This is a genomic window from Butyrivibrio sp. FC2001, from assembly GCF_000424125.1.
Lineage (GTDB): Bacteria > Bacillota > Clostridia > Lachnospirales > Lachnospiraceae > Butyrivibrio.
The window spans coordinates 34024-54327 of the sequence record NZ_AUJH01000016.1 but is presented as its reverse complement, the minus strand read 5'-3'; the positions used below and the strand labels follow the sequence as shown (position 1 = coordinate 54327).

Here is a 20304-nt window from a genome sequence, read left to right as displayed (position 1 = left end):
AAATTCTCCTTGTGAAAAGGGAGCACGTTATTTCGTGCTCTCCTTCATAATAACTTCATAATTTTTCAGTTTTTTACTTCCAACCCTCTCGCCGTCAATAAGCTGCATCAGCATTCTTGTGGCAACTGCTCCAAGATTCCTGTCATCAAAATTAAGGGAGGTGACAGGCACTATAGCATTCTCAAGGATATTACTGTTATAAAATGATGCAAGTCTCAAATCCTCAGGTATGCGTATCCCGGAAGCTCTGCATATGCTCATGACATATCCAGCGAGCTGGTCATCCATACATATTACACCATCAATTTTCTTTTCTGCAAGGTGCTTAACTATTTCTGTAAGTTTCTGCTCATTACCCTGGTTCAGGAAAATCAGCGATTCATCAAGCTTTTTCCCGGCCTGCTCGTATGCATGGGCAAAGCCTTCGTATCTTGTCCTTGTAATCATATGATTCTGTGAACCGCCGATGAGAGCAAGCTTGCCCTGCCCTTTTCCTATCAGAATGGAGGTAAGCTCCCTGCACGCATCGAAGTGGTCATTATCTACAGTAACTATACTCTCATCGATTGAAGTTCCTATCGCGACAAACGGTATACCGGTTCGCTGCAGATATTCCGCAGGCTTATCATCTATGAGGGTTCTGGTCAGGATTACTCCGTCCACCTTGTGATTATCAATAATCCTCTTGAGGTTGGATATCTCATCCCCGGTAACCACCGATATAATGATATCGTAGCTGTAACCGCTTGTAACCTCGCTCATTCCCACAAGGCACCTCTGAAAAAACGGCAGATCCACAAGCGAATAATCCCCCGGCCAGACTACTGCAATATTAAAGGTTCTTCGTTGAGCAAGTCCTTTTGCAACCACGTTCGGCTTGTAATTATTCTGTTCAATAAATTCAAGGACGCGTCTTCTTGTTACTTCACCAATTCTTCCCTTCCCGGAAATTGCTCGGGATACGGTCGTTTTAGATACGCCAAGGGCATCCGCCACATCCTCGATAGTAATTTGTGTCCCCATGTCTTTGTCCTTTTATCGTTTGCACAAGGAAGGCTTAGCCCTTAACAGCTCCACCGGTAACACCCTCAACATAGTATTTCTGCAGGAACATGAATAATAATGTTACGGGAATTGCAATAAGCACACCACCGGCACAGAACCTTGTGAAATATCCCTGATAGTCGTTAGTCCATACCCATCTTGTCATAGCAACAGCTACGTTGTAGCTTGTATCATGTCCGAAAGCCACGTAGGAAGCAAATACATAATCACACCAGGGTCCCATGAAGGCAACCAGCGCAGTGTAGATAATGATAGGCTTTGACATAGGAATGATCATTGTGAAGAATATTCTGGCTCTTGTCGCACCATCAATTCTTGCTGCCTCATCAAGTGCCTTGGGAATAGTATCGAAATAGCCTTTACATACATAGTAACCCATACCTGAGCTGGCAACGCCTACAAGAATAAGTCCGGGTACCGCACCTGCCTGTGTAAGTCCAAACTGCTTCAAAAGGAAATACAGACAGATCATTGTAAGGAATCCGGGGAACATTCCGAGGATAAGCCAGAATCTCATAAGGAAGGTTCTTCCCTTAAATCTCATTCTGGAAAGCGCATAGCTTACGCAGAGAACTATTATGGTCTGAAGTAATGCTACGCAAACAGCAATTATCAGGGTGTTAAGGTACCATCTGATATAGTTGGTCTCACCTGAAAACAGGAATCTGTAGTTATCAAGTGAAAACTGGTGAGGCACCAGATAATCTACCATTCCGCCGTATTCATTTGAATATGATCTAAAGCTCTGGAGCACCAGTCCCACAAAAGGGAACAGCCAGATAAAGCTTATAAGTATTAGTACTATATAGCCAAGGGCATTTCCCATGGCTCTTTTCTTCTTATATGATTTAATCACTGGAATCCCTCCTCATCTCTAACTGATGGAAGCATGTTATAAACACCAAGAGAAATGAAAGCTGTAACAATAAATACTACAATTCCCAGTACAGCAGCCATCTTGTAGTTGGTATCTGTTACTGTCATCTTATAAAGCCAGGTAACCAAAAGGTCTGATGCACCTGCTCTCTCAGCCATGTTCATAGACTGAGGTCTACCCTGTGTAAGAAGGTAGATAACGTTAAAGTTGTTAAGGTTTCCTGTGTACTGTGTAAGAAGGAACGGGCCTGTGACAAACAGCATGTAAGGAAGTGTAATGCTTCTAAACATCTGCCAGCCGTTAGCGCCATCGATCTTTGCACTCTCATAAAGATCCTCAGGAATATTCATAAGTAGTCCTGTTGCGATCAGCATCATGTAAGGAATACCGATCCAGATATTTACTACGATGATCGTGATGCGGGCAAGCATGGGATCTGACCAGAAGGGAATATAGTTATCAATGATTCCCCACTTTATCAGGTAGCCATTAATGATTCCATCATTCGCAAACATCTTCATAACATAAAGAAGAGATACAAACTGAGGAACAGCAATTGTAAGTACAAGGATTGTTCTCCAAAGTCTCTTAAACTTTATACCCTTTTTGTTGATAAGAATCGCTACAGCAAGTCCAAGGAAGTAATCAATAAATGTAGCAAGGAAAGCCCATATAAGAGTCCACAGAAGGACCTTTACAAATGTGGGGCCAAGTCCTGTTCCTGAGAAGGATACCAGGTTCTTGAAGTTCTCCAGCCCAACCCATGTAAACAGGTTGGTAGGCGCCTGATGGTTCTTATCATAATTAGTGAACGCTACCAGAATCATGAAAACAATCGGCAGCACAGTGAAAACAAACACACCTGTTACAGGCAGTGCAAGTAATGTCTTATCAAAGTTTTTATCAAATAAAGAACGGAAAGCATCTTTGTTTGAAGGAAGCTTCTTACCCTGCTTAAGAGCAAGCTCCTCGTTACGATTTACCTTTACATTGATATACCAGATTGTGATAAATGCAATAATTGCAAAGATACATAATATTCCAAACAACAAAATAAGGAAGCTATTATCACCATATACTGTCTTACGCTTTACCTTATGGGTTTCAACTGTACCAAGGGTTGTAATCTTGGATAAATACTGCCATCCAAATCCAAACATGAACCAGAAAAACAGCACTTCACATAACAAGAGCGCAGCTCCGATTAAAAACTGTCCTCTTAAAATTGGACCAAGTCCGAATATTAAATATGAAAGCTTTGTCTTTATATCGCCTTCAACAAATGTCACTCCTATTTCCTTAAAGCCGTTGCCTATAGCCTTGAAGGATAAAGACGCTGCATCTTTTTTTCTCTTATTCGCGCCCCCTGCCATATCTTTGGCCTCCTTATCTAAATAACCTTAGTTAAAAACAGGCTCGGAAACAGTATTGAATCCGAGCCTTTAGTTAGTTCAATGTATTCCTGATTTCACAGTTTATTACTGAGCGTAGCTTTCACATGTAGCCTGGAAATCATCAAGCGCCTTCTTGAAGTCATCATCTGAAGAATCAACTGTGAGCTCCTTAGAAATTACAGAATCACCAAGTGATGTAGCAAGTGACCAGTAATCTCCAGGGTACTGACCCTGAGGAATTGTGTACTGAAGCTGCTCACCAAGAGCTGAAAGAGCTTCGTCAGCCTTAACTTCATCAGACTGCTGAGCCTTAAGGTTTGAAGGGCCCCAACCTACTGCATTGTATCTTGCAAGCTGAACTTCTTCGCTTGAAAGGAATGCTGCAAGTGCATCACAAACTGCAAGCTTGTTATCATCCTGCTGAGGCTTAACACCAAGGAGCTTGAATCCACCAAAGCCGCTCATCTGATATGTCTTACCGTCTGAACCTTCGAATGTAGGAAGCTTAGCACATGCATAGTTGTCACCGAAGAGATCCTTGGCTGCCTGAGCATCCCATGTACCATCAACGATAGCACCAACGTTTGTAGCCTCACCAACTGCTGAACCATTCTGGAATGACTTAGAAGAAGCAAGCTCTGCCATCTTCTTAAGAGCTACGATACCCTCTTCGCTTGCATATGTAGAGTTGCACTTTGTGAAGTTACCCTGATCATCTGTATCGTATGTAAGCTTAGCACCTGTTCCGAAGAAGAATGCTGTCTGATACCAACCTGAGTTGATCTCGAAGTAGAAGTTCTTACCAGCTGCTTCACAATCAGAAACGATACCTTCAAGTGTGGAAGGATCTGTTACAACGCTCTTATCATAGTAAAGGAAATATCCGTTGTCAGATGTAATAGGATAAGCATAAAGTGTGCCACCAACTGTAGCTGCTGAAACAGCACCTGCATCGTTCTCAGCTGTAACTACCTTAGCGTTCTCTTCCTCAACCTCTTCAAGAGCACCTGCAGTAACAAGTCTTGCGATCTGATCCTGTGCGAATGCAAAAACGTCTGCACCTGCCTCAACGTCTGTGATCATGTTGCCGGCTGCATCGCCTTCACCTACAGGCTCAACTGTAAATGTGTAACCAGCAAACTCAGGATGCTCAGACTTGAAAGTCTCGATCTGCTCATTTGTGAAATCAACTACGTTATCAGCAACCCAAACTTTGATGTCGCCTGTGCCATAATCTGTATCGTCTGCTACAGCTTCCTCTGCTGTATCTGCAACTTCCTCTGCTGCATCTTCAGCTGCATCTGCAACCTCTTCTACTGATTCCTCAGCAGCATCAGCAGCTTCCTCTGCTGTGCTCTCTGCAGCATCAGCAGCTTCCTCTGCTGTGCTCTCTGCAGTATCAGCTGCCTGCTGTGCTGCACCGTTGCCACAGCCTGCCATCAGTGATGTTGTCATAGCTGTAGCCATCAAAACTGAAACCAATTTCTTTTTCATATTTTTTCCTCCGTTGTTTTACCTTCACAAGAAAAGGTTTTGATTTTAGCGCAACTTTTTATCAAAATGCGCAATCGGTTGTTCTGAAAGTAATTTTAATTCGGCTTTAATTTACCGTCAATCGTCAATCTTGTACAAACGTAAAACGTTTTCCTTATACAGATTAACCAAATTCGTTTCCGGTAGCAAACGTTTTCCAAAAAATGCTGCGCAACCGTTTGTTCACTAGTATTTATCTATATTGGAATCGTTACCGTTAATTCATTTCCATTTTTGATAATCACCACTACAAAAGCCTTTCGTTAACCTAAAAATTTCCCTTAACAAAAATGCGTCCCATGCATAAATGCTGATGTTTACTGATAGGTTAAACATATAACCTTGTCATTAACCTTTCTCTTGTCGGTCTTGTGTCACAAAAAAAGACCAGTCACATGGACTGGTCAATAAAAATCCGGAGATAATTAAATTAGCTCTGGTGTATGTATTTCATCTAGCTGAACAATGCCATCCTTAACATAGCAGGATACACTATATTCCCATTTTTCGCCATTCGTGAGTTTTAGCTCTTCGCAATCTGGATCAGTTGTATTTATTCCCAAAAAGCACCATAATCCTTTCTCATCCTCTCCACATGCAAAAACACTGTTATCTTTATATGATTCATAAAAATCTTTTCCTATTGTTTTGACACATATATCAAATCCAATATTTTTATCTGACATAGTTCTTCTCCTATTCTACAAACTCATCCGCATAAAACTCCACCTGCTGTCCTGTATACCATGATATTATTATACTTTTTTCCTGACCGATTTCCTTTAGGAATCTTCTATCCTTACTTGAAGGAATTATTTTCTCTATATCAGGATGAGAATGTGCTATTAGCTCCATTTTCCCACATTTAAGCAATGTTTCCAAATCATCAGTAACAACGTTTCTATCCCCTCTTATAAAATCCCATCCCATTTTGGGACGCCACGCCAAGAAGACACAACTCTACCAAAGCATTCATAACTTCAGAAACGGTCATTTGAAGGCCCTGAGCAATTATTTTTTCAAATATTACTCCAGTGGTCTGAGGGTAAAAGTCCAGTTCTCTGTATATACATTTCTGCATATCGTTATTTAACAGTGCTTCTCTGCTGCTTTCTGCATCTATATTTTTCTTCAATCCTTTATTATTGTCCTCACTTTCTTTTATCTTCATTGTTGCGTCGCATATATTCCTCCTCAAATACTCCACTATATCCTCTGCGCACGAAGCAATCCCTGCCCCCTGCCTTATCAGCGAATTGCAGCCATAGCTTAGAGAATCACAGATCCTTCCAGGAACTGCAAAAACTTCACGCCCCTGTTCTAAAGCCATATCAACTGTGATCAAAGTTCCGCTCTTTTCTCTGGCTTCGATAACGAGCACCACATCCGACAATCCACTGATTATCCTGTTGCGCGGAGGGAAATACTGAGGCTTTGGCTGCGTTCCCGGCAAATATTCAGATATAACGCCGCCGCTCATTATAAGCGAATCATACAAGCTGCGGTTTTCCTCCGGATAACAGATATCCACTCCGCTTCCCAACACGCCAAAGGAACTTCCACCTGCATAGATGGCAGACTGCTGGGATATACCGTCAACGCCTCTTGCCATGCCGCTAATTATCTGTACTCCTGACATGGCCAGCTTTTCTCCAAAAAGCTTAGCCGCATATTTCCCATACTCAGAGCTGTTCCTCGCACCGATTATTGAAACCGATGGTCTGTTTTCATCAGGGAGCTTACCCATACAGTAAAGCGCAAAGGGCGGATCAGGTATGTCCTTGAGGCGTTTGGGATACTTATCCGACACATATGGATAGAAATCTATGCCGCGGTTATAAAGGTACTCATATTCGCCCTCCAGACTCCATTTTTTCTTTGCCTTAAGAAAGGCCTCATACTGTTTTACAGTCACCTTCGTCTTAAGCTCATTTTCTGTCGCATTATAGATATTTTCACAGCTCCCGAATTCATCAATGAGCCTCATGAGGGTTTTATTCCCCCATCCCGGGATGTTATGGAGCATATAGGCATAATTATTGTCAGTCATGATCAGGCTCCTCTCCCGGCGTATTTAGCGGCGATATTCTGCTCAGCAGCAAGCCCTGACTTACCAAAATACTTCGCATCCATCATCCTGTAGCAGGCAGCCTCTGTCAGATGTCTTGCTTCAATCTGCTCAGCGCCGTCCAGATCCGCGATGGTCCTTGCCAAACGAAGGACCTTATGGTAAGCCCTGGCAGACAGATCCATGGTATTAAAAATCTGTTCCATCAGCCTCTGCTCCTTCATGCCCAGCTTGCAGTATCTCTGAATCTGCGTGGGATTCATTTCAGAATTGAATCTTATTCCATCCTTCTCAAACCTTTTCTGCTGTATTTTCACAGCCTCCATGACTCTCTTTCTGATGTCCGCACTTGATTCATTGCACTGAGTACCGTGGCTCAGCTCACTCACATCAATCTTGGCCGCTTCGATACAGATGTCTATTCTGTCCAGAATGGGTCCGGAAATCCTGCCAAGGTATTTTAGTATCTCCTTTTCAGAGCATTTACACTTATTAAGATCAGGGTAATAGCCACAGGGACAGGGGTTCATTGCTCCCACCAGAAGAATATCCGCAGGATATGAAAAATTGCCACCGCTCCTTGCTATATGCACCTCCCTGTCCTCTAAAGGCTGCCTTAACAGATTCAGGGTATTCCTCTTAAACTCTGCCATCTCGTCAAGAAACATAACTCCGCGATGGGACAGCGAAATCACTCCCGGATGCGGTATATTCCCACCTCCTGCAAGGGCAGATTCCGTAATCGAATGATGGGGACTCATAAAGGGTCTCCTTGTAATCAGCGTCTCGCCCTTTTTAAGCATTCCTGCAACACTGTATATTGACGAAACCTCCAGCGCCTCCTCCCTGGAAAGCGGCGGCATTATTGAAGGTATCCTTTTTGCAACCATACTTTTCCCTGAGCCCGGCGGGCCAATAAGCAGTATATGGTGGTAGCCTGCTGCCGCAATTTCAACGGCTCTTTTCACAGCAGACTGTCCGTTTATCTCTGCAAAATCGATTCCCTTAAGGTAGTCCTCATAGCTTCCCGTTTCTGTAAAAAGCGCATCAACATCCACCACAGTGGGCGCTATTATCTGATCCCGTTCCTCCTTATCGGATTTAAAGTAGGCCACTACTTCCGATAAAGACTCCACTCCGATTATCTTCATCCCCTGCACAACAGCGCCTTCTCTTGCGTTATCAGCGGGAAGAATACAGGTCTTATAACCACATTTATAGGCGTGGGAAACCATGGGAAGAACGCCGCTCACAGCCTTAACCTCACCGTCGAGGCCGAGCTCTCCTATGACGATCGTATCCTTGAGGCTCTCCTCCTCAATCTCCCCTATCGCCGTGAGGATTCCAACTGCCACCGGAAGATCAACAGCAATACCGGATTTCCTGATATCCGCCGGAGACAGATTCACTGTTATCCTCATGGGTGGAAGCGGATATCCCGCATTTTTCAAAGCGACTCTCACTCTCTCAGCGGCTTCTCTCACATCGCTGCTCATAAAGCCCACCATGCTGAACATGGGAAGCCCATCAGAGGTGTCCACCTCAACCTGCATCAGATACGGCATGATTCCTTTTACCGCACCCGAAACAACTGTACTAAACATACTAAAAACTCCTTTCGCATTGCACCAAAAGTGCAGCAAAGGACCTTTGCTTCATAAATACAAATAGGAAAATGCGAAGAAACTTCGCGTGAAAAAATCGAGCGTTTAAAACGCAAAACTTATTATATAAGATTCCAATTATTTTGCAAGCTGGATTTTTTTATCTAAATTTTACCTTTATTTCATTCTAAGTTCGTTGATTTTCGTTCTATTTATCGACAAGATAAAGGTAAGAATTTCTGCGAGACTGACCAGCATGAAGACACAGGGAGAGGTGAAAATGTCAAGAATCGATGATATTCTCAAAACAGCAAAAGAACAGGGAGCTTCTGATGTTCACATCACTGTTGGTATTCCGCCCAAGATGCGTGTAAATGGCAAGCTTATCGCACTTGAAGGCTATACCAAAATGATGCCTGATGACACCAGAGAGATCGCCGACACCATAATGAGCGTCAAGCAAAAGGAGCTTCTTGATGCAAACGGACAGCATGATATGTCATTTTCCATCATGGGACTTGGCCGTTTCAGACTTAACGTTTTTAAACAGAGAGGCTCAATCGCCATGGCAATCCGCCTGGTTGAAACCGAAATTCCGGATGCAGAGACCCTGGGAATACCACCATCAGTTGTTAATCTTTATCAGAGGCAGCGCGGTCTTGTTCTGGTAACTGGTCCTACAGGTTCAGGAAAATCCACTACCCTTGCGTCAATCATTGATATGATAAACAACAACAGGGAAGCTCACATCATAACCCTTGAGGATCCCATCGAGTTCCTGTATCAGCACAACAAGTCCATCGTTAACCAGCGAGAGGTTGGCCTTGACAGTGATAATTATGCTAATGCCCTAAGAGCAGCTCTTCGTGAGGATCCAGATGTAATCCTTGTAGGAGAAATGCGTGATCTTGAGACCATAAGCACAGCTATCACCGCTGCAGAGACCGGTCATCTGGTACTATCAACACTGCACACCATAGGTGCCGCAAGTACAGTGGACAGAATCATAGATGTTTTCCCGCCTCACCAACAGCAGCAGATCAGAATCCAGCTGGCAAACGTTCTTGAGGCAGTAATCTCCCAGCAGCTTATTCCTACAGCGACAGGGGATGCCAGAGTTGCAGCATTTGAGGTAATGCATGTTAACTCAGCGGTGCGCAACATGATCCGCGAGGGCAAGACCCACCAGCTCATCACCATCATGCAGACGAACAGAAAGCTCGGCATGATAACCATGGATGAAGCGATAATCGATCTGTGCAGAGCAGGAAAAATATCCAGAGATAAAGCTGTACAGTACGCGCAGGATCCGGATATAATGCAAACCAAAATTTTAAGATAAAAGTACAAAAGGTGATGCAGCAAACTCTGCATCACCTTTATTATTTACCTCATATTTTTCACAAGGAAGCTCTGCTCTCGCTACGCTCGCCAGAGCAAAGTTCGAACCAGATTCGAAAATACCTCATCAGGTTCTCACTTTTAGGCCATAAGCATGCGGAACATCTCGATAACCTGCTCCTTGGTTGCCTCTCTCGGATTGCCGGGATAGCATGCATCGTTAAGTGCATCTGTTGCAAGTACGTCAAGGTCTTCTTCCTTGATCTTATCAAGTGTCTTCGGGATTCCAACATCCTCAGAAAGCTTCTTAACTGCGTTAATAGCAGCATCTCTGTACTCTTCCTGTGACATGTTATCAACGCCTTCTACCCCCATTGCTCTTGCAACCTCGCGAAGTCTCTCACCTGTGTATTCACGGTTGAACTCCATGGAAATAGGCAGGAACATAGCACAAGCAACACCGTGAGGTGTGTCATAGTGAGCTGAAAGTGTGTGAGCCATAGCGTGGTCGATACCAAGACCAACATTTGAGAAGCCCATACCTGCGATGTACTGACCAAGAGCCATTCCCTCACGACCTTCCTTGGTATTCTCAACAGCACCGCGAAGATGCTTGGAAATAAGCTTGATAGCCTCGAGATGGAACATATCTGTCATCTCCCATGCAGCCTTTGTTGTATAGCCCTCGATAGCGTGTGTAAGGGCATCCATACCTGTAGAAGCTGTAAGTCCCTTAGGCATTGATGACATCATCTCAGGATCAACGATAGCTACGATAGGCATATCGTGTGTATCAACGCATACGAACTTTCTCTCCTTCTCAACATCAGTGATAACGTAGTTGATTGTAACCTCTGCAGCGGTTCCTGCTGTAGTAGCTACAGCGATGATCGGAACGCAGGGATTCTTTGTGGGTGCAACGCCCTCAAGTGAACGAACATCAGCAAACTCAGGGTTTGTGATGATGATACCGATTGCCTTTGAGGTATCCATTGATGAGCCACCGCCAACTGCTACGATGCAGTCTGCACCTGACTTCTTAAATGCCTCAACACCATTCTTTACATTTTCGATTGTAGGATTGGGCTTAATATCTGAATAGATCTCATAAGGGATCTTTGCTCCGTCAAGAAGATCTGTAACCTTAGCGGTTACACCGAATTTGATAAGATCAGGATCTGATGCAACAAATGCCTTCTTAAAACCGCGGCTGTTGATCTCGTTAACAACCTCAGCTACAGCTCCTGCCCCATGATAAGATGTTCCGTTTAATGAAATTCTGTTTGCCATTATAAATGCCTCCCATATAAATGATTTCCTGCGTTACACAGGATTTGATTACCACTTACAAGCTTAGCATTTTAGGGCATCTTTTATAAGTTACACTTTGCCGCTTTTGTACCAAAAAAGAACTTTGCAGCTGGAAAAATCATTCTCTTTTCCCAGCTGCAAAGTTCGCACTTAATCAAAGTATTCCAAGCTCTGTAAAAACCTCGTGAAGTTTTTCCGGCATAGCATCGATCATCAGATCCGCCAGCTCCTCTTCCGATTCTTTCATCCCTCCAATCACCCACTTCACAGTCATGTAAATTGAGGCCTGGCAGTACATCTCAAGAATCTTTCTTATCTTCTTTTCAGGCAAAGCGCCGGATTTTTCCCTTATAAGCTTACAATAATGCTCGAAGATCATGTAAAAATCGTGCTCTTTTAGATTATTCTGCTCATCCACCTTAAAAGCAGCTGTAAAGAACAGTCTCTCTGCCTTTATGTATTTGAACTTTTTGATAAGCCCCTCTCTTAAAGTCTCACCGCTTCCCATCTCTTTGAAGGACTGCTCGAGAAGCCTGTCAAAATACCAGTTTATAAGGTCATATTTGTCTATGAAATTGCGATAGAAGGTCTGCCTCGATACACCGCAGACCTCCACAATCTGTTTTACTGTTATGTTCTCGACAGAGGTAGTTTTCATACACTCCTTTATAGCCTCTGCCAGCTTGTACTTACTGTCATTCTGTTTGCTAATAGTCATTTCTAATTCCAACTCATCATTTATAGTAAAAACTTCGCCATGCAGTAATTACTCAGATCCATCCCATAATCAGTGAGATGTATGCCCTCATCTGTCACTTCCAGAAGCTCTTCGCCGCGAAGCTCAGCTATCACATCACCGAACATATCCGCCATCTCGCAAGAAAATCGCTTTTTAAACTCATCTCCCGAAACACCGCGCACCATGCGAAGTCCAAGGAACATGAACTCCTCCATCTGCTCTTCTTTTGTGAGCTCCTGCACCTCGGTACGGGTCGCATTATATGCCTCTATATAGTGAGGCAGTTCAGGTGTATTCCTGTATCTTACGCCCTTCATCAGTGAAGCTGCACCAAGACCAAAACCGATATAATCACCGCAGTCCCAGTACCTTACGTTGTGCCTGCACTCATATCCATCCTTCGCATAATTGGATATCTCGTAGCGGCTGTAGCCATACTTTTCAAGAATCTCTTTTGTGCGATGATACATCTCACGCTCAGTGTCCTCATCAGGAAGGGGCAGATATCCTTTTCCATTATTTTTCTCAGAAGCTCCCTGCACAGCGCTGCTATCCTGCCCATACATCTCATAAAAGGGCGTTCCCTCCTCGATTATGAGACTATATGCGGATATATGCTCAGGCTCCGGCTCAAGGCCACATACATACTCAAGGTTATTCTCCCAGTCCCTAAGTGTCTGTCCCGGCAGGGCGCTCATCAGATCCACGTTTATATTATCAAAGCCTGCCTGCCTTGCATCAGCGTAGCACTCCTCAAACTGCTTCCTGTTGTGAATACGCCCAAGAGCCATAAGCTCCTCATTCCTTGCTGACTGAAGGCCGATGCTTATCCTGTTTATGCCTGCGTCTCTGTAGAGCCTTAAGGCCTTATAATCAGCAGTTCCGGGATTGCACTCGATTGTTATCTCAGCATCCTTAGACAGGTTATAATCCCTCTTTACTATCTCCATGATATCCGCGATATACGCCGGCTCAGGATATGTGGGCGTTCCGCCTCCTATGAAAACTGAAGTCACTTCATAGTCTTTGCATTCACCGGCACTTAGCTCTATCTCTTTTTTCAGAGCATCAAAATAAAGTGCCTGCTGCTCCCTCCCCTCCGGAAAGGAGAGGAAGTCGCAATAAAGGCACTTCTGTTTACAAAATGGTATATGTATATAAATTCCCAGACTTTTCATAATTCCCCCTGCACGTCAGCATAGCTGACACCTTCTCAAAAACAGAGAAGGCTTTATGAATACTCTTAGTTACCCTCATCAAGCTTAAGAACGCTAAGGAATGCCTGCTGAGGTATCTCTACGCTACCAATCTGGCGCATCTTCTTTTTACCTTCCTTCTGTTTTTCAAGAAGCTTTCTCTTACGGCTGATATCACCACCGTAGCACTTGGCAAGGACATCCTTACGCATAGCCTTAACAGTCTCACGGGCAATGATCTTGCCGCCAACTGCAGCCTGAATCGGAATTTCAAACAGATGTCTCGGGATCTCACCCTTAAGCTTTTCGCACATCTTGCGTCCACGCTCGTAGGCACCGTCCTTATGAACGATAAATGAAAGCGCATCCACCTGCTCGCGGTTGATGAGAATATCAAGCTTAACAAGCTCTGACTGCTCATAACCCTTTATCTCGTAGTCGAAGGACGCATAGCCCCTTGACCTTGATTTTAATGCATCAAAGAAATCGTAGATGATCTCGTTAAGCGGAAGCTCATACTTAAGAACCGCTCTTGTAGCCTCAATGTACTCTGTACTTATGTATCTTCCACGTCTCTCCTGACAGAGCTGCATGATAGAGCCGACATAATCGGTAGTAACCATGATCTCGCCGTTTACGATAGGCTCCTCCATGTATTCAATCTCTGAAGGATCAGGAAGGTTGGACGGGTTAGTCAAATCAAATACTGTGCCATCTGTCTTGTGAACCTTGTAAACAACACCGGGAGCGGTACTTACAAGATCAAGATTGTACTCTCTCTCAAGTCTCTCCTGGATTACCTCAAGGTGCAAAAGACCAAGGAAGCCTGCTCTGAAACCGAATCCAAGAGCCTGTGAAGTCTCGGGCTCATAGAAAAGAGATGCATCATTAAGCTGAAGTTTCTCAAGCGCATCACGAAGCTCAGGATATCTGGCTGTATCTGCAGGGTATAATCCGCAGTAAACCATAGGCATAACCTTCTTATATCCGGGAAGAGCCTCTGCACAGGGATTCTCAGCGTCTGTAACTGTATCACCGACCCGGGCATCCTGAATATTTTTGATAGATGCAGTGAAGTATCCAACGGTTCCTGCTGAGAGCTCATCACAGGGGATGAACTGTCCGGGACCAAAGTAACCTACTTCAACTACTTCCCATGAAGCTCCTGAAGCCATGCACTTAGCAGTCATGCCTTTTTTCAGAACGCCCTCTCTTACGCGGACAAATACGATAACTCCGCGGTATGAGTCATATACTGAGTCAAAGATAAGCGCCTGAAGAGGAGCTGCAGGATCTCCCTTGGGTGCAGGAATCTTGTGAACAACAGACTCCAGAACATCCTCAATACCTGTTCCCATCTTAGCTGAAACAAGAGGTGCGTCGTGGGCTTCGATACCGATAACGTCCTCTATCTCTTCCTTAACCTCATCAGGTCTCGCGCTGGGAAGGTCTATCTTATTTATTACAGGAAAAACATCAAGGTCATGATCAAGTGCAAGATAAACATTTGCAAGAGTCTGTGCCTCAACACCCTGAGTAGCATCAACAACAAGAATTGCACCATCGCAGGCAGCAAGGCTTCGTGAAACCTCATAACCAAAGTCTACATGTCCGGGAGTGTCGATCATGTTGAAAACATATTCCTCGCCGTCCTTAGCCTTATATACCATTCGGACAGCCTGAGACTTGATCGTAATTCCTCTCTCACGCTCGATCTCCATGTTATCAAGAACCTGGTTCTGCATCTCTCTGCTGGTGAGGACACCCGTTGTCTCGATCATACGATCGGCAAGTGTTGATTTGCCGTGATCAATATGGGCTACTATACAAAAATTTCTTATTTTACTCTGATCAAATTCTGACATTGTACTCCAAATTCCATTCTAATAATTCTAATGCGCCAACTCTATGGCAGACTATGAGTAATCATACCATAATTGTGCCATCCTTCACAATGCTGCGAGTAAAAACGTTCCCCGAGGCTCTGTATTGCAATAATTCCCCTCTTTGAAAGTTTTGTAAAGCACGTATAAATGTTGTATTAAATCTTCTTAAAAACGGATTATTTTGCGTTTTTGTATTGTATTATGATGCCATAACCATGTGCATACTGCAGATGTACGTTAATCTTTGCAGAAAAGTTTTAAGTTGAGAGGTGCGCCTATGAAGAGTATTATAAAAAATGCATCATTAATGCTTTTATCATTAGTTCTTGTATTATCATTTTGTGTTACCCCTGTAAGGGCAGCCGGTTTTTCTGTTGGAACCACAGAGGGTGATACCTATGCAAATGAATTTTTCGGAAAAAAGCTCGTACTTCCCAAAGGATATACCTTCCTTGAGGGGCAGGAGCTGGCCACCCAGTCAGGAACACCTCTTAAGGAGTTAAATGATCCCGCAGGGCTGGTAAAGACCATAGACGGCGGTGATTCTGTTATCATCTGCTATGCATTCGACAGCACAGGGAAAAACAATATAAATGTAAGTCTTGCAAAAATAGATATGGATAACGAGCAAGAGGTCATGAATATACTCAAGGATTTTCTGAGTGACCTTTATACCTCCTCCGGATACGTAGTAAACAAGCTTGAAGTAAATAAGAAGAAGGTAGCCGGCGAAGACCATTATGTACTTTCTGCTGATTTATCAATAGGCGATGTTGACTGCTATCAGGAAGCAGTAACCTTCCTTAAGGACGGATATGCAATGACACTTACAGCTTCCGCATTCACAACTGATGAGACAGACAAAGCTATAGCAAACATTGAAAATACAAATATATCACTTGACACAAAGGCCACAAATGGATAAAATATTTTGGTGTATGTGGCATTGACTGTCCGTGTCCGGTTTCATAGCCATATAACTTAGATGACAATTCAATCTTTTAGTAATATTTTATGGAGGAAGTTATGGCTAATATTAAGTCTGCTAAGAAGAGAATTCTTACAAATCAGAAGAAAGCTGCTAGAAATCAGGCTATCAAGTCTGCTGTAAAGACAGAGATCAAGAAGGTTAGAACAGCAATCGAGGCTGGCAACAAGGATGAGGCTGCTAAGGCACTTCTTGCTGCTACATCAGCAATCGACAAGGCTGAGTCTAAGGGCGTATTCAAGAAGAATACAGCTTCCAGAAAAGTTTCACGTCTTGCTCAGGCTGTTAACAAGATTCAGTAAGATAATATATATGAACTTTAAAAACCCCGAAGATATCTTCTCACCGATATCTTCGGGATTTTTTTATGTCTTTTCACAAGCACTCTGAGTGAATTTCCACTAAAGAAAAATACCTCCCATTGATATGGGAGGCATAATCATTATCATACTTCAGGATTTGAAAAATCTATAACGGGATTCTTAGGCTCTGATACATGCTCAAGCTCAACTACGTTAAGAAGAGGTCCAACTCCCTGATATTCAGGAACAAGTGCCTTTCTGACTTCAGCAGTTATCTTGATCCACTCCTTCTCTTTCAGTTCGGGAGCCTTATCATACTCACATTTAAAGCCTAAAAACTGCATGTCATCTGCGCAGCAGGTCATAGCCATCCTTCCGGGAACAAAGGCGTTATCCGCCATGTCAAAGGGCTTAGCTACCATGGCTGTGAAGCTTACCTTCTTGCCATCGTATCTGTCTACGTGCTCAAGCGCATCAAGATAGAACATTCCATAGCCGAAGTTGTTAAGCTCGATGGGATCCTGGTTAAGGTCAAAGGGAAGATCCTCATCAAGAGTAACATCAACCTCTCCGTTCATATCCTCGAAAATAATATCAGCCTTCTGATTTATGGCCTTTACGTTTCTCTTATAGGTAGCAAGATCCTCTATTCCATCACATCTGTTGAACAGGATGAGCTCAGAATTTCTGAGCTGCTCAGAGAGCAGTGACTTCATATTGGTGAAATAGAGCTCGAAGTTAGAAGCATCAATGATTGTGATCTGTTGCTCCAGTCTCCATGCCTTAGGAAGGCGGAAATTCTTAAAATTCCACATTCCGTTAAACTCTATCAGTACTCTCTCAGGATCATACTTTGCTTCCAGAGCCATGAGAGTTGCAGGAGTGAAATCCTCCTCATCCTCAATGGTCTCAAGAATGGTATTGGTAGCAGCAAGAAGCTTTTCATCATATTCATTCTCACCCTCTTCGCAGACGATAAGAAGAGTCTCTCCCTTTGTCTTAAAATAGGGCTGAGCCAGTGTATATTTGAAAAAGTCTGTCTTTCCGCTATCCAGAAATCCATTTATTACATAAACCGGTTTCATTTTCTTTTCTCTTTTCCTTCCAAACATAAATAGGTCGTCTCCATCAAAAGGAAATCATTAAAGCTTTCTTCTAAAGAGCTTCTCAAGGTTATCCTGATTAAGCTCAGCTCCGATTACGCAGAACTTACCTGTTACATCAGCTGAACCCTCTCTGATAGTAGGCTCACCGGGTACATAGTCAAATTCGATCCATCCGCCATTTTCATCAGGAACCATTCCCTTTGCACGAAGAACAACACCGAAGGTCTCTTCATCCTCAAGTCTGCCAAGCATTGCTTCGATCTCAGACTTGTTGTACTTGGAAGGAGTCTCCATGCCCCAGCTAACAAAGATATCGTCAGCATCATGATGATGATCGTGATGGTGATCGTGTTCATGATCATGGTCATGGTCGTGATGATGTTCATGTTCATGGTCATGATGATGTTCATGATCGTGGTGATGCTCGTGCTCATGATCGTGGTCGTGCTCATGTTCATGCTCATGCTCGTGTTCATGATCATGGCTGTGAACACTTGCCGAGGTATCTTCGAGGCTAGTGTGAACGTGTTCCGGCGAGCTATGCGAGAGCGGAACTTCCTTATGTTCATGCTCGTGCTCATCCTCGTCGTGGTCATGCTTGTGTGCTCTGTAAACAGTTACACCCTCTTCATCTGTGAACTTCTCTGATCCATGGTCGTGGTGATGATGGTGCTCCTCAGCCTTCTGAGCAAGAACCTCCTTAAGAAGCTCTGCCTCAAGGTCATGATTACCCTCGAATGTATCAAGCACTTCCTTACCATCAAGCTGGTCAAGGGGTGTTGTGATAATTGTAGCCTTAGGATTGTGCTGACGGATAAGCTCTACAGCAGTCTCGATCTTGGCAGCATCAGCCTTGTCTGTTCTTGTAAGAAGGATAGTTCCTGCATTCTCGATCTGGTTTGTGAAGAACTCACCAAAGTTCTTGATGTAGATCTTAGCCTTGCTAACGTCAACAACTGTAACTGCACTGTTCATAGTTACTTCAGTCATTCCGTCTGCAACGTTCTGAATTGCTCTCATAACGTCTGAAAGCTTACCAACACCTGAGGGCTCGATGAGGATTCTCTCAGGTGCATAAGTATCCATAACTTCCTTAAGTGATGTACCGAAGTCTCCAACAAGTGAGCAGCAGATACAACCTGAATTCATCTCTCTGATATCGATTCCTGACTCCTTAAGGAATCCGCCATCAATACCGATCTCACCAAACTCATTCTCTATAAGTACAGTCTTGGTTCCTGCAAGAGCTTCCTTCAAAAGCTTCTTAATAAGAGTAGTCTTACCTGCTCCCAGGAAACCGGATATAATATCAATCTTTGTCATTTCAATCACACTCCGTTCTTAATTATATGTGCTTCTATTACAAGTTATTCACCGCATATTTTATCCCCAGCATAGTTAATAGTCAAGAAAACCTGTTAGCCTTTGCTATTATCCGATATGCTGAAAACATACTGATAAATCATAGAATCAGAAATTAACTGCTTTATTCTGTGCATGTTTTTTCAATTTTCCCATCTCAAGAAAATATGTCACCACCAGAATAATATCCGCCAATATCCAGGCACTGATCTCTCCATAATAAATTCCACTGCAGCCTATAAGTCTCGTAAGAATAAGTGCGCAGGATACTCTCATAACAAGCTGCCCCATGCTTGAAACCATTGGAATCACAGTGTTTCCAAGGCCCTGAAGGGATGCCCTCATAATGTATAGCATGTAAAGCAGCGGATAAAAGATGCCCAGAACCACAAGATAATCATGTCCATAGGCAAATATCTCCTCAGAAGCCGAAGCCCTGTCCACAAAAAGTCCCATTGCCGCTTCTCCAAAGAAAATCATGATAAACGAACACATAAGCGCAGTGATAATTCCCATCGCCAGGCTTATCCGTACTCCGCTCTTTATTCTGTCAGTTCTGCCTGCGCCATAGTTTTGTGAAACATACGCTACAACAGCCATACTGTAGGATGAAGCCGCAATTTCAAGAAGCGCATATATCTTACCTGCTATCGTGTATCCTGTAAGGAAACTGATCTCATACTGATTCACACACCTTATGACAATAAGTCCGCCTATAGCAGTTATCACGCTCTGAAAAGCCATTGGCAAACCTACTTCCAAAAGCTCCCAAACTTTTGCTAAATTCCCAGTAGTTAATACACTCTCTGAAAAGTGCTTTGTTTCTTTTCTTATTTCAAAAACATGATATCCACAGATAACCATGACAAGGGCCTCGGAAATCACCGTTCCAAGAGCAGCCCCTGCTATGCCCATTTTCATAATGCATATAAAAACAAGGTCAAGGATAATATTACAGATAGAAGAAACCGTCATAGCCATAAGATGAATGCGGCTGTTCCCGCGACTCCTAAGCACAGCCGCAAAAAACTGATAGAACACAAGAAACGGAATTCCTGCAAATAGCACATTCACATAGGTTCTTGCGTACTCAAAGGCCTCTTCTTTTGTTCCGATTATTCTAAGAAACAGTCCCGAAAATAACAAAAGCAGAACTACAAAGACTACTGATATAGCAAGACATATTAGTCGGGATTTTTTATAGTAATCCTCAAAGGCTTTCTCATTCTTTTCGCCAAACTTTTTCCCGAGAATGACTGAAAAGCCCTGTATAAGACCGATCAAAAAACCATTCACAAGAAAAATAAGCCATTCCGTTCCGCCGATTGCGGCAAGGGCGATGGCACTTATCTTCTTTCCAATGATGATGCCGTCAACGACAGTATATAGCTGCTGAAAAACATTTCCCATCATCATGGAAACAGCAAATGTAATTATTAGTTTAAAAGGATTCCCCGTTGTAAGATCTTTATCTTTGCTCACCCAAAAAACTCCTCCCGGTCAAAATTTCAAGTAATAATCAGAGTCCCCCA

The 20304-nt window shown here is 43.4% G+C and carries 18 protein-coding genes; 3 read left to right on the top strand and 15 right to left on the bottom strand.

Annotated elements, in window-relative coordinates; genetic code table 11:
• Positions 1–27: 27 nt before the first annotated feature.
• From G601_RS0109910 to G601_RS22800, 8 genes are all read right to left on the bottom strand, one after another.
• Positions 28–1023: a LacI family DNA-binding transcriptional regulator gene (locus G601_RS0109910; RefSeq protein WP_026665240.1), complete on the bottom strand. Its 996-nt coding sequence runs from the start codon at positions 1021–1023 to the stop codon at positions 28–30.
• A gap of 34 nt (positions 1024–1057) precedes the next feature.
• Positions 1058–1921, bottom strand: coding sequence for a sugar ABC transporter permease (locus G601_RS0109905; protein WP_242830084.1), 864 nt, complete (start codon positions 1919–1921; stop codon positions 1058–1060).
• Complete coding sequence (locus G601_RS0109900) at positions 1918–3315, bottom strand: carbohydrate ABC transporter permease (protein ID WP_026665239.1); 1398 nt, start codon at positions 3313–3315, stop codon at positions 1918–1920. Before G601_RS0109900 ends, G601_RS0109905 begins: the two co-directional genes overlap by 4 nt.
• A gap of 105 nt (positions 3316–3420) precedes the next feature.
• On the bottom strand, positions 3421–4830 hold the full coding sequence (locus G601_RS0109895) for an extracellular solute-binding protein (protein WP_026665238.1): 1410 nt from the start codon (positions 4828–4830) through the stop codon (positions 3421–3423).
• A gap of 464 nt (positions 4831–5294) precedes the next feature.
• On the bottom strand, positions 5295–5555 hold the full coding sequence (locus G601_RS0109890) for a hypothetical protein (protein ID WP_026492592.1): 261 nt from the start codon (positions 5553–5555) through the stop codon (positions 5295–5297).
• Positions 5556–5565: 10 nt separating this feature from the next.
• A complete protein-coding gene (locus tag G601_RS0109885; RefSeq protein ID WP_026492593.1) occupies positions 5566–5799 on the bottom strand; it encodes a hypothetical protein in 234 nt (77 codons plus the stop codon).
• Entirely contained in the window at positions 5771–6919 is a 1149-nt protein-coding gene (dprA, locus tag G601_RS22805) for a DNA-processing protein DprA (RefSeq protein ID WP_051205726.1), read from the bottom strand. Before dprA ends, G601_RS0109885 begins: the two co-directional genes overlap by 29 nt.
• Positions 6920–6921: 2 nt before the next feature.
• Positions 6922–8541: a YifB family Mg chelatase-like AAA ATPase gene (locus tag G601_RS22800; protein WP_051205725.1), complete on the bottom strand. Its 1620-nt coding sequence runs from the start codon at positions 8539–8541 to the stop codon at positions 6922–6924.
• 280 nt (positions 8542–8821) lie between these two features.
• On the opposite strand from G601_RS22800, the gene G601_RS0109870 reads away from it, so the two are divergent.
• Positions 8822–9883 carry a type IV pilus twitching motility protein PilT gene (locus G601_RS0109870; protein ID WP_026492594.1) on the top strand — a complete coding sequence of 354 codons (1062 nt, stop codon included), beginning with the start codon at positions 8822–8824 and terminating at the stop codon, positions 9881–9883.
• 140 nt (positions 9884–10023) lie between these two features.
• On the opposite strand, the gene fucO is transcribed toward G601_RS0109870, so the two are convergent.
• The 4 genes from fucO to lepA form a co-directional block, all read right to left on the bottom strand.
• A complete protein-coding gene (gene fucO / locus G601_RS0109865; RefSeq protein ID WP_026492595.1) occupies positions 10024–11172 on the bottom strand; it encodes a lactaldehyde reductase in 1149 nt (382 codons plus the stop codon).
• 175 nt (positions 11173–11347) lie between these two features.
• Positions 11348–11911 (bottom strand): TetR/AcrR family transcriptional regulator C-terminal domain-containing protein, encoded by a 564-nt coding sequence (locus G601_RS0109860; RefSeq protein ID WP_026665237.1) that lies wholly within the window; start codon positions 11909–11911, stop codon positions 11348–11350.
• 20 nt (positions 11912–11931) lie between these two features.
• Positions 11932–13110 carry a radical SAM family heme chaperone HemW gene (gene hemW / locus G601_RS0109855; RefSeq protein ID WP_026665236.1) on the bottom strand — a complete coding sequence of 393 codons (1179 nt, stop codon included), beginning with the start codon at positions 13108–13110 and terminating at the stop codon, positions 11932–11934.
• Positions 13111–13175: 65 nt separating this feature from the next.
• Complete coding sequence (lepA, locus tag G601_RS0109850; protein ID WP_026492598.1) at positions 13176–14993, bottom strand: translation elongation factor 4; 1818 nt, start codon at positions 14991–14993, stop codon at positions 13176–13178.
• Positions 14994–15291: 298 nt separating this feature from the next.
• Here lepA and G601_RS0109845 point away from each other — a divergent pair, with 298 nt between their 5' ends.
• Complete coding sequence (locus G601_RS0109845; RefSeq protein WP_026665235.1) at positions 15292–15939, top strand: hypothetical protein; 648 nt, start codon at positions 15292–15294, stop codon at positions 15937–15939.
• A gap of 101 nt (positions 15940–16040) precedes the next feature.
• Positions 16041–16304, top strand: coding sequence for a 30S ribosomal protein S20 (gene rpsT / locus G601_RS0109840; protein WP_026492600.1), 264 nt, complete (start codon positions 16041–16043; stop codon positions 16302–16304).
• A gap of 143 nt (positions 16305–16447) precedes the next feature.
• Here the strand turns inward: rpsT and G601_RS0109835 are convergent, their stop codons facing one another.
• The 3 genes from G601_RS0109835 to G601_RS0109825 all read right to left on the bottom strand — a co-directional run bounded on the left by G601_RS0109835 (position 16448) and on the right by G601_RS0109825 (position 20254).
• Positions 16448–17416 (bottom strand): TIGR03943 family putative permease subunit, encoded by a 969-nt coding sequence (locus G601_RS0109835; RefSeq protein ID WP_035786646.1) that lies wholly within the window; start codon positions 17414–17416, stop codon positions 16448–16450.
• Positions 17417–17446: 30 nt separating this feature from the next.
• Positions 17447–18733 (bottom strand): CobW family GTP-binding protein, encoded by a 1287-nt coding sequence (locus G601_RS0109830; RefSeq protein ID WP_026665234.1) that lies wholly within the window; start codon positions 18731–18733, stop codon positions 17447–17449.
• A 147-nt stretch (positions 18734–18880) separates the two neighbouring features.
• Complete coding sequence (locus G601_RS0109825; protein ID WP_026665233.1) at positions 18881–20254, bottom strand: MATE family efflux transporter; 1374 nt, start codon at positions 20252–20254, stop codon at positions 18881–18883.
• Positions 20255–20304: the final 50 nt, after the last annotated feature.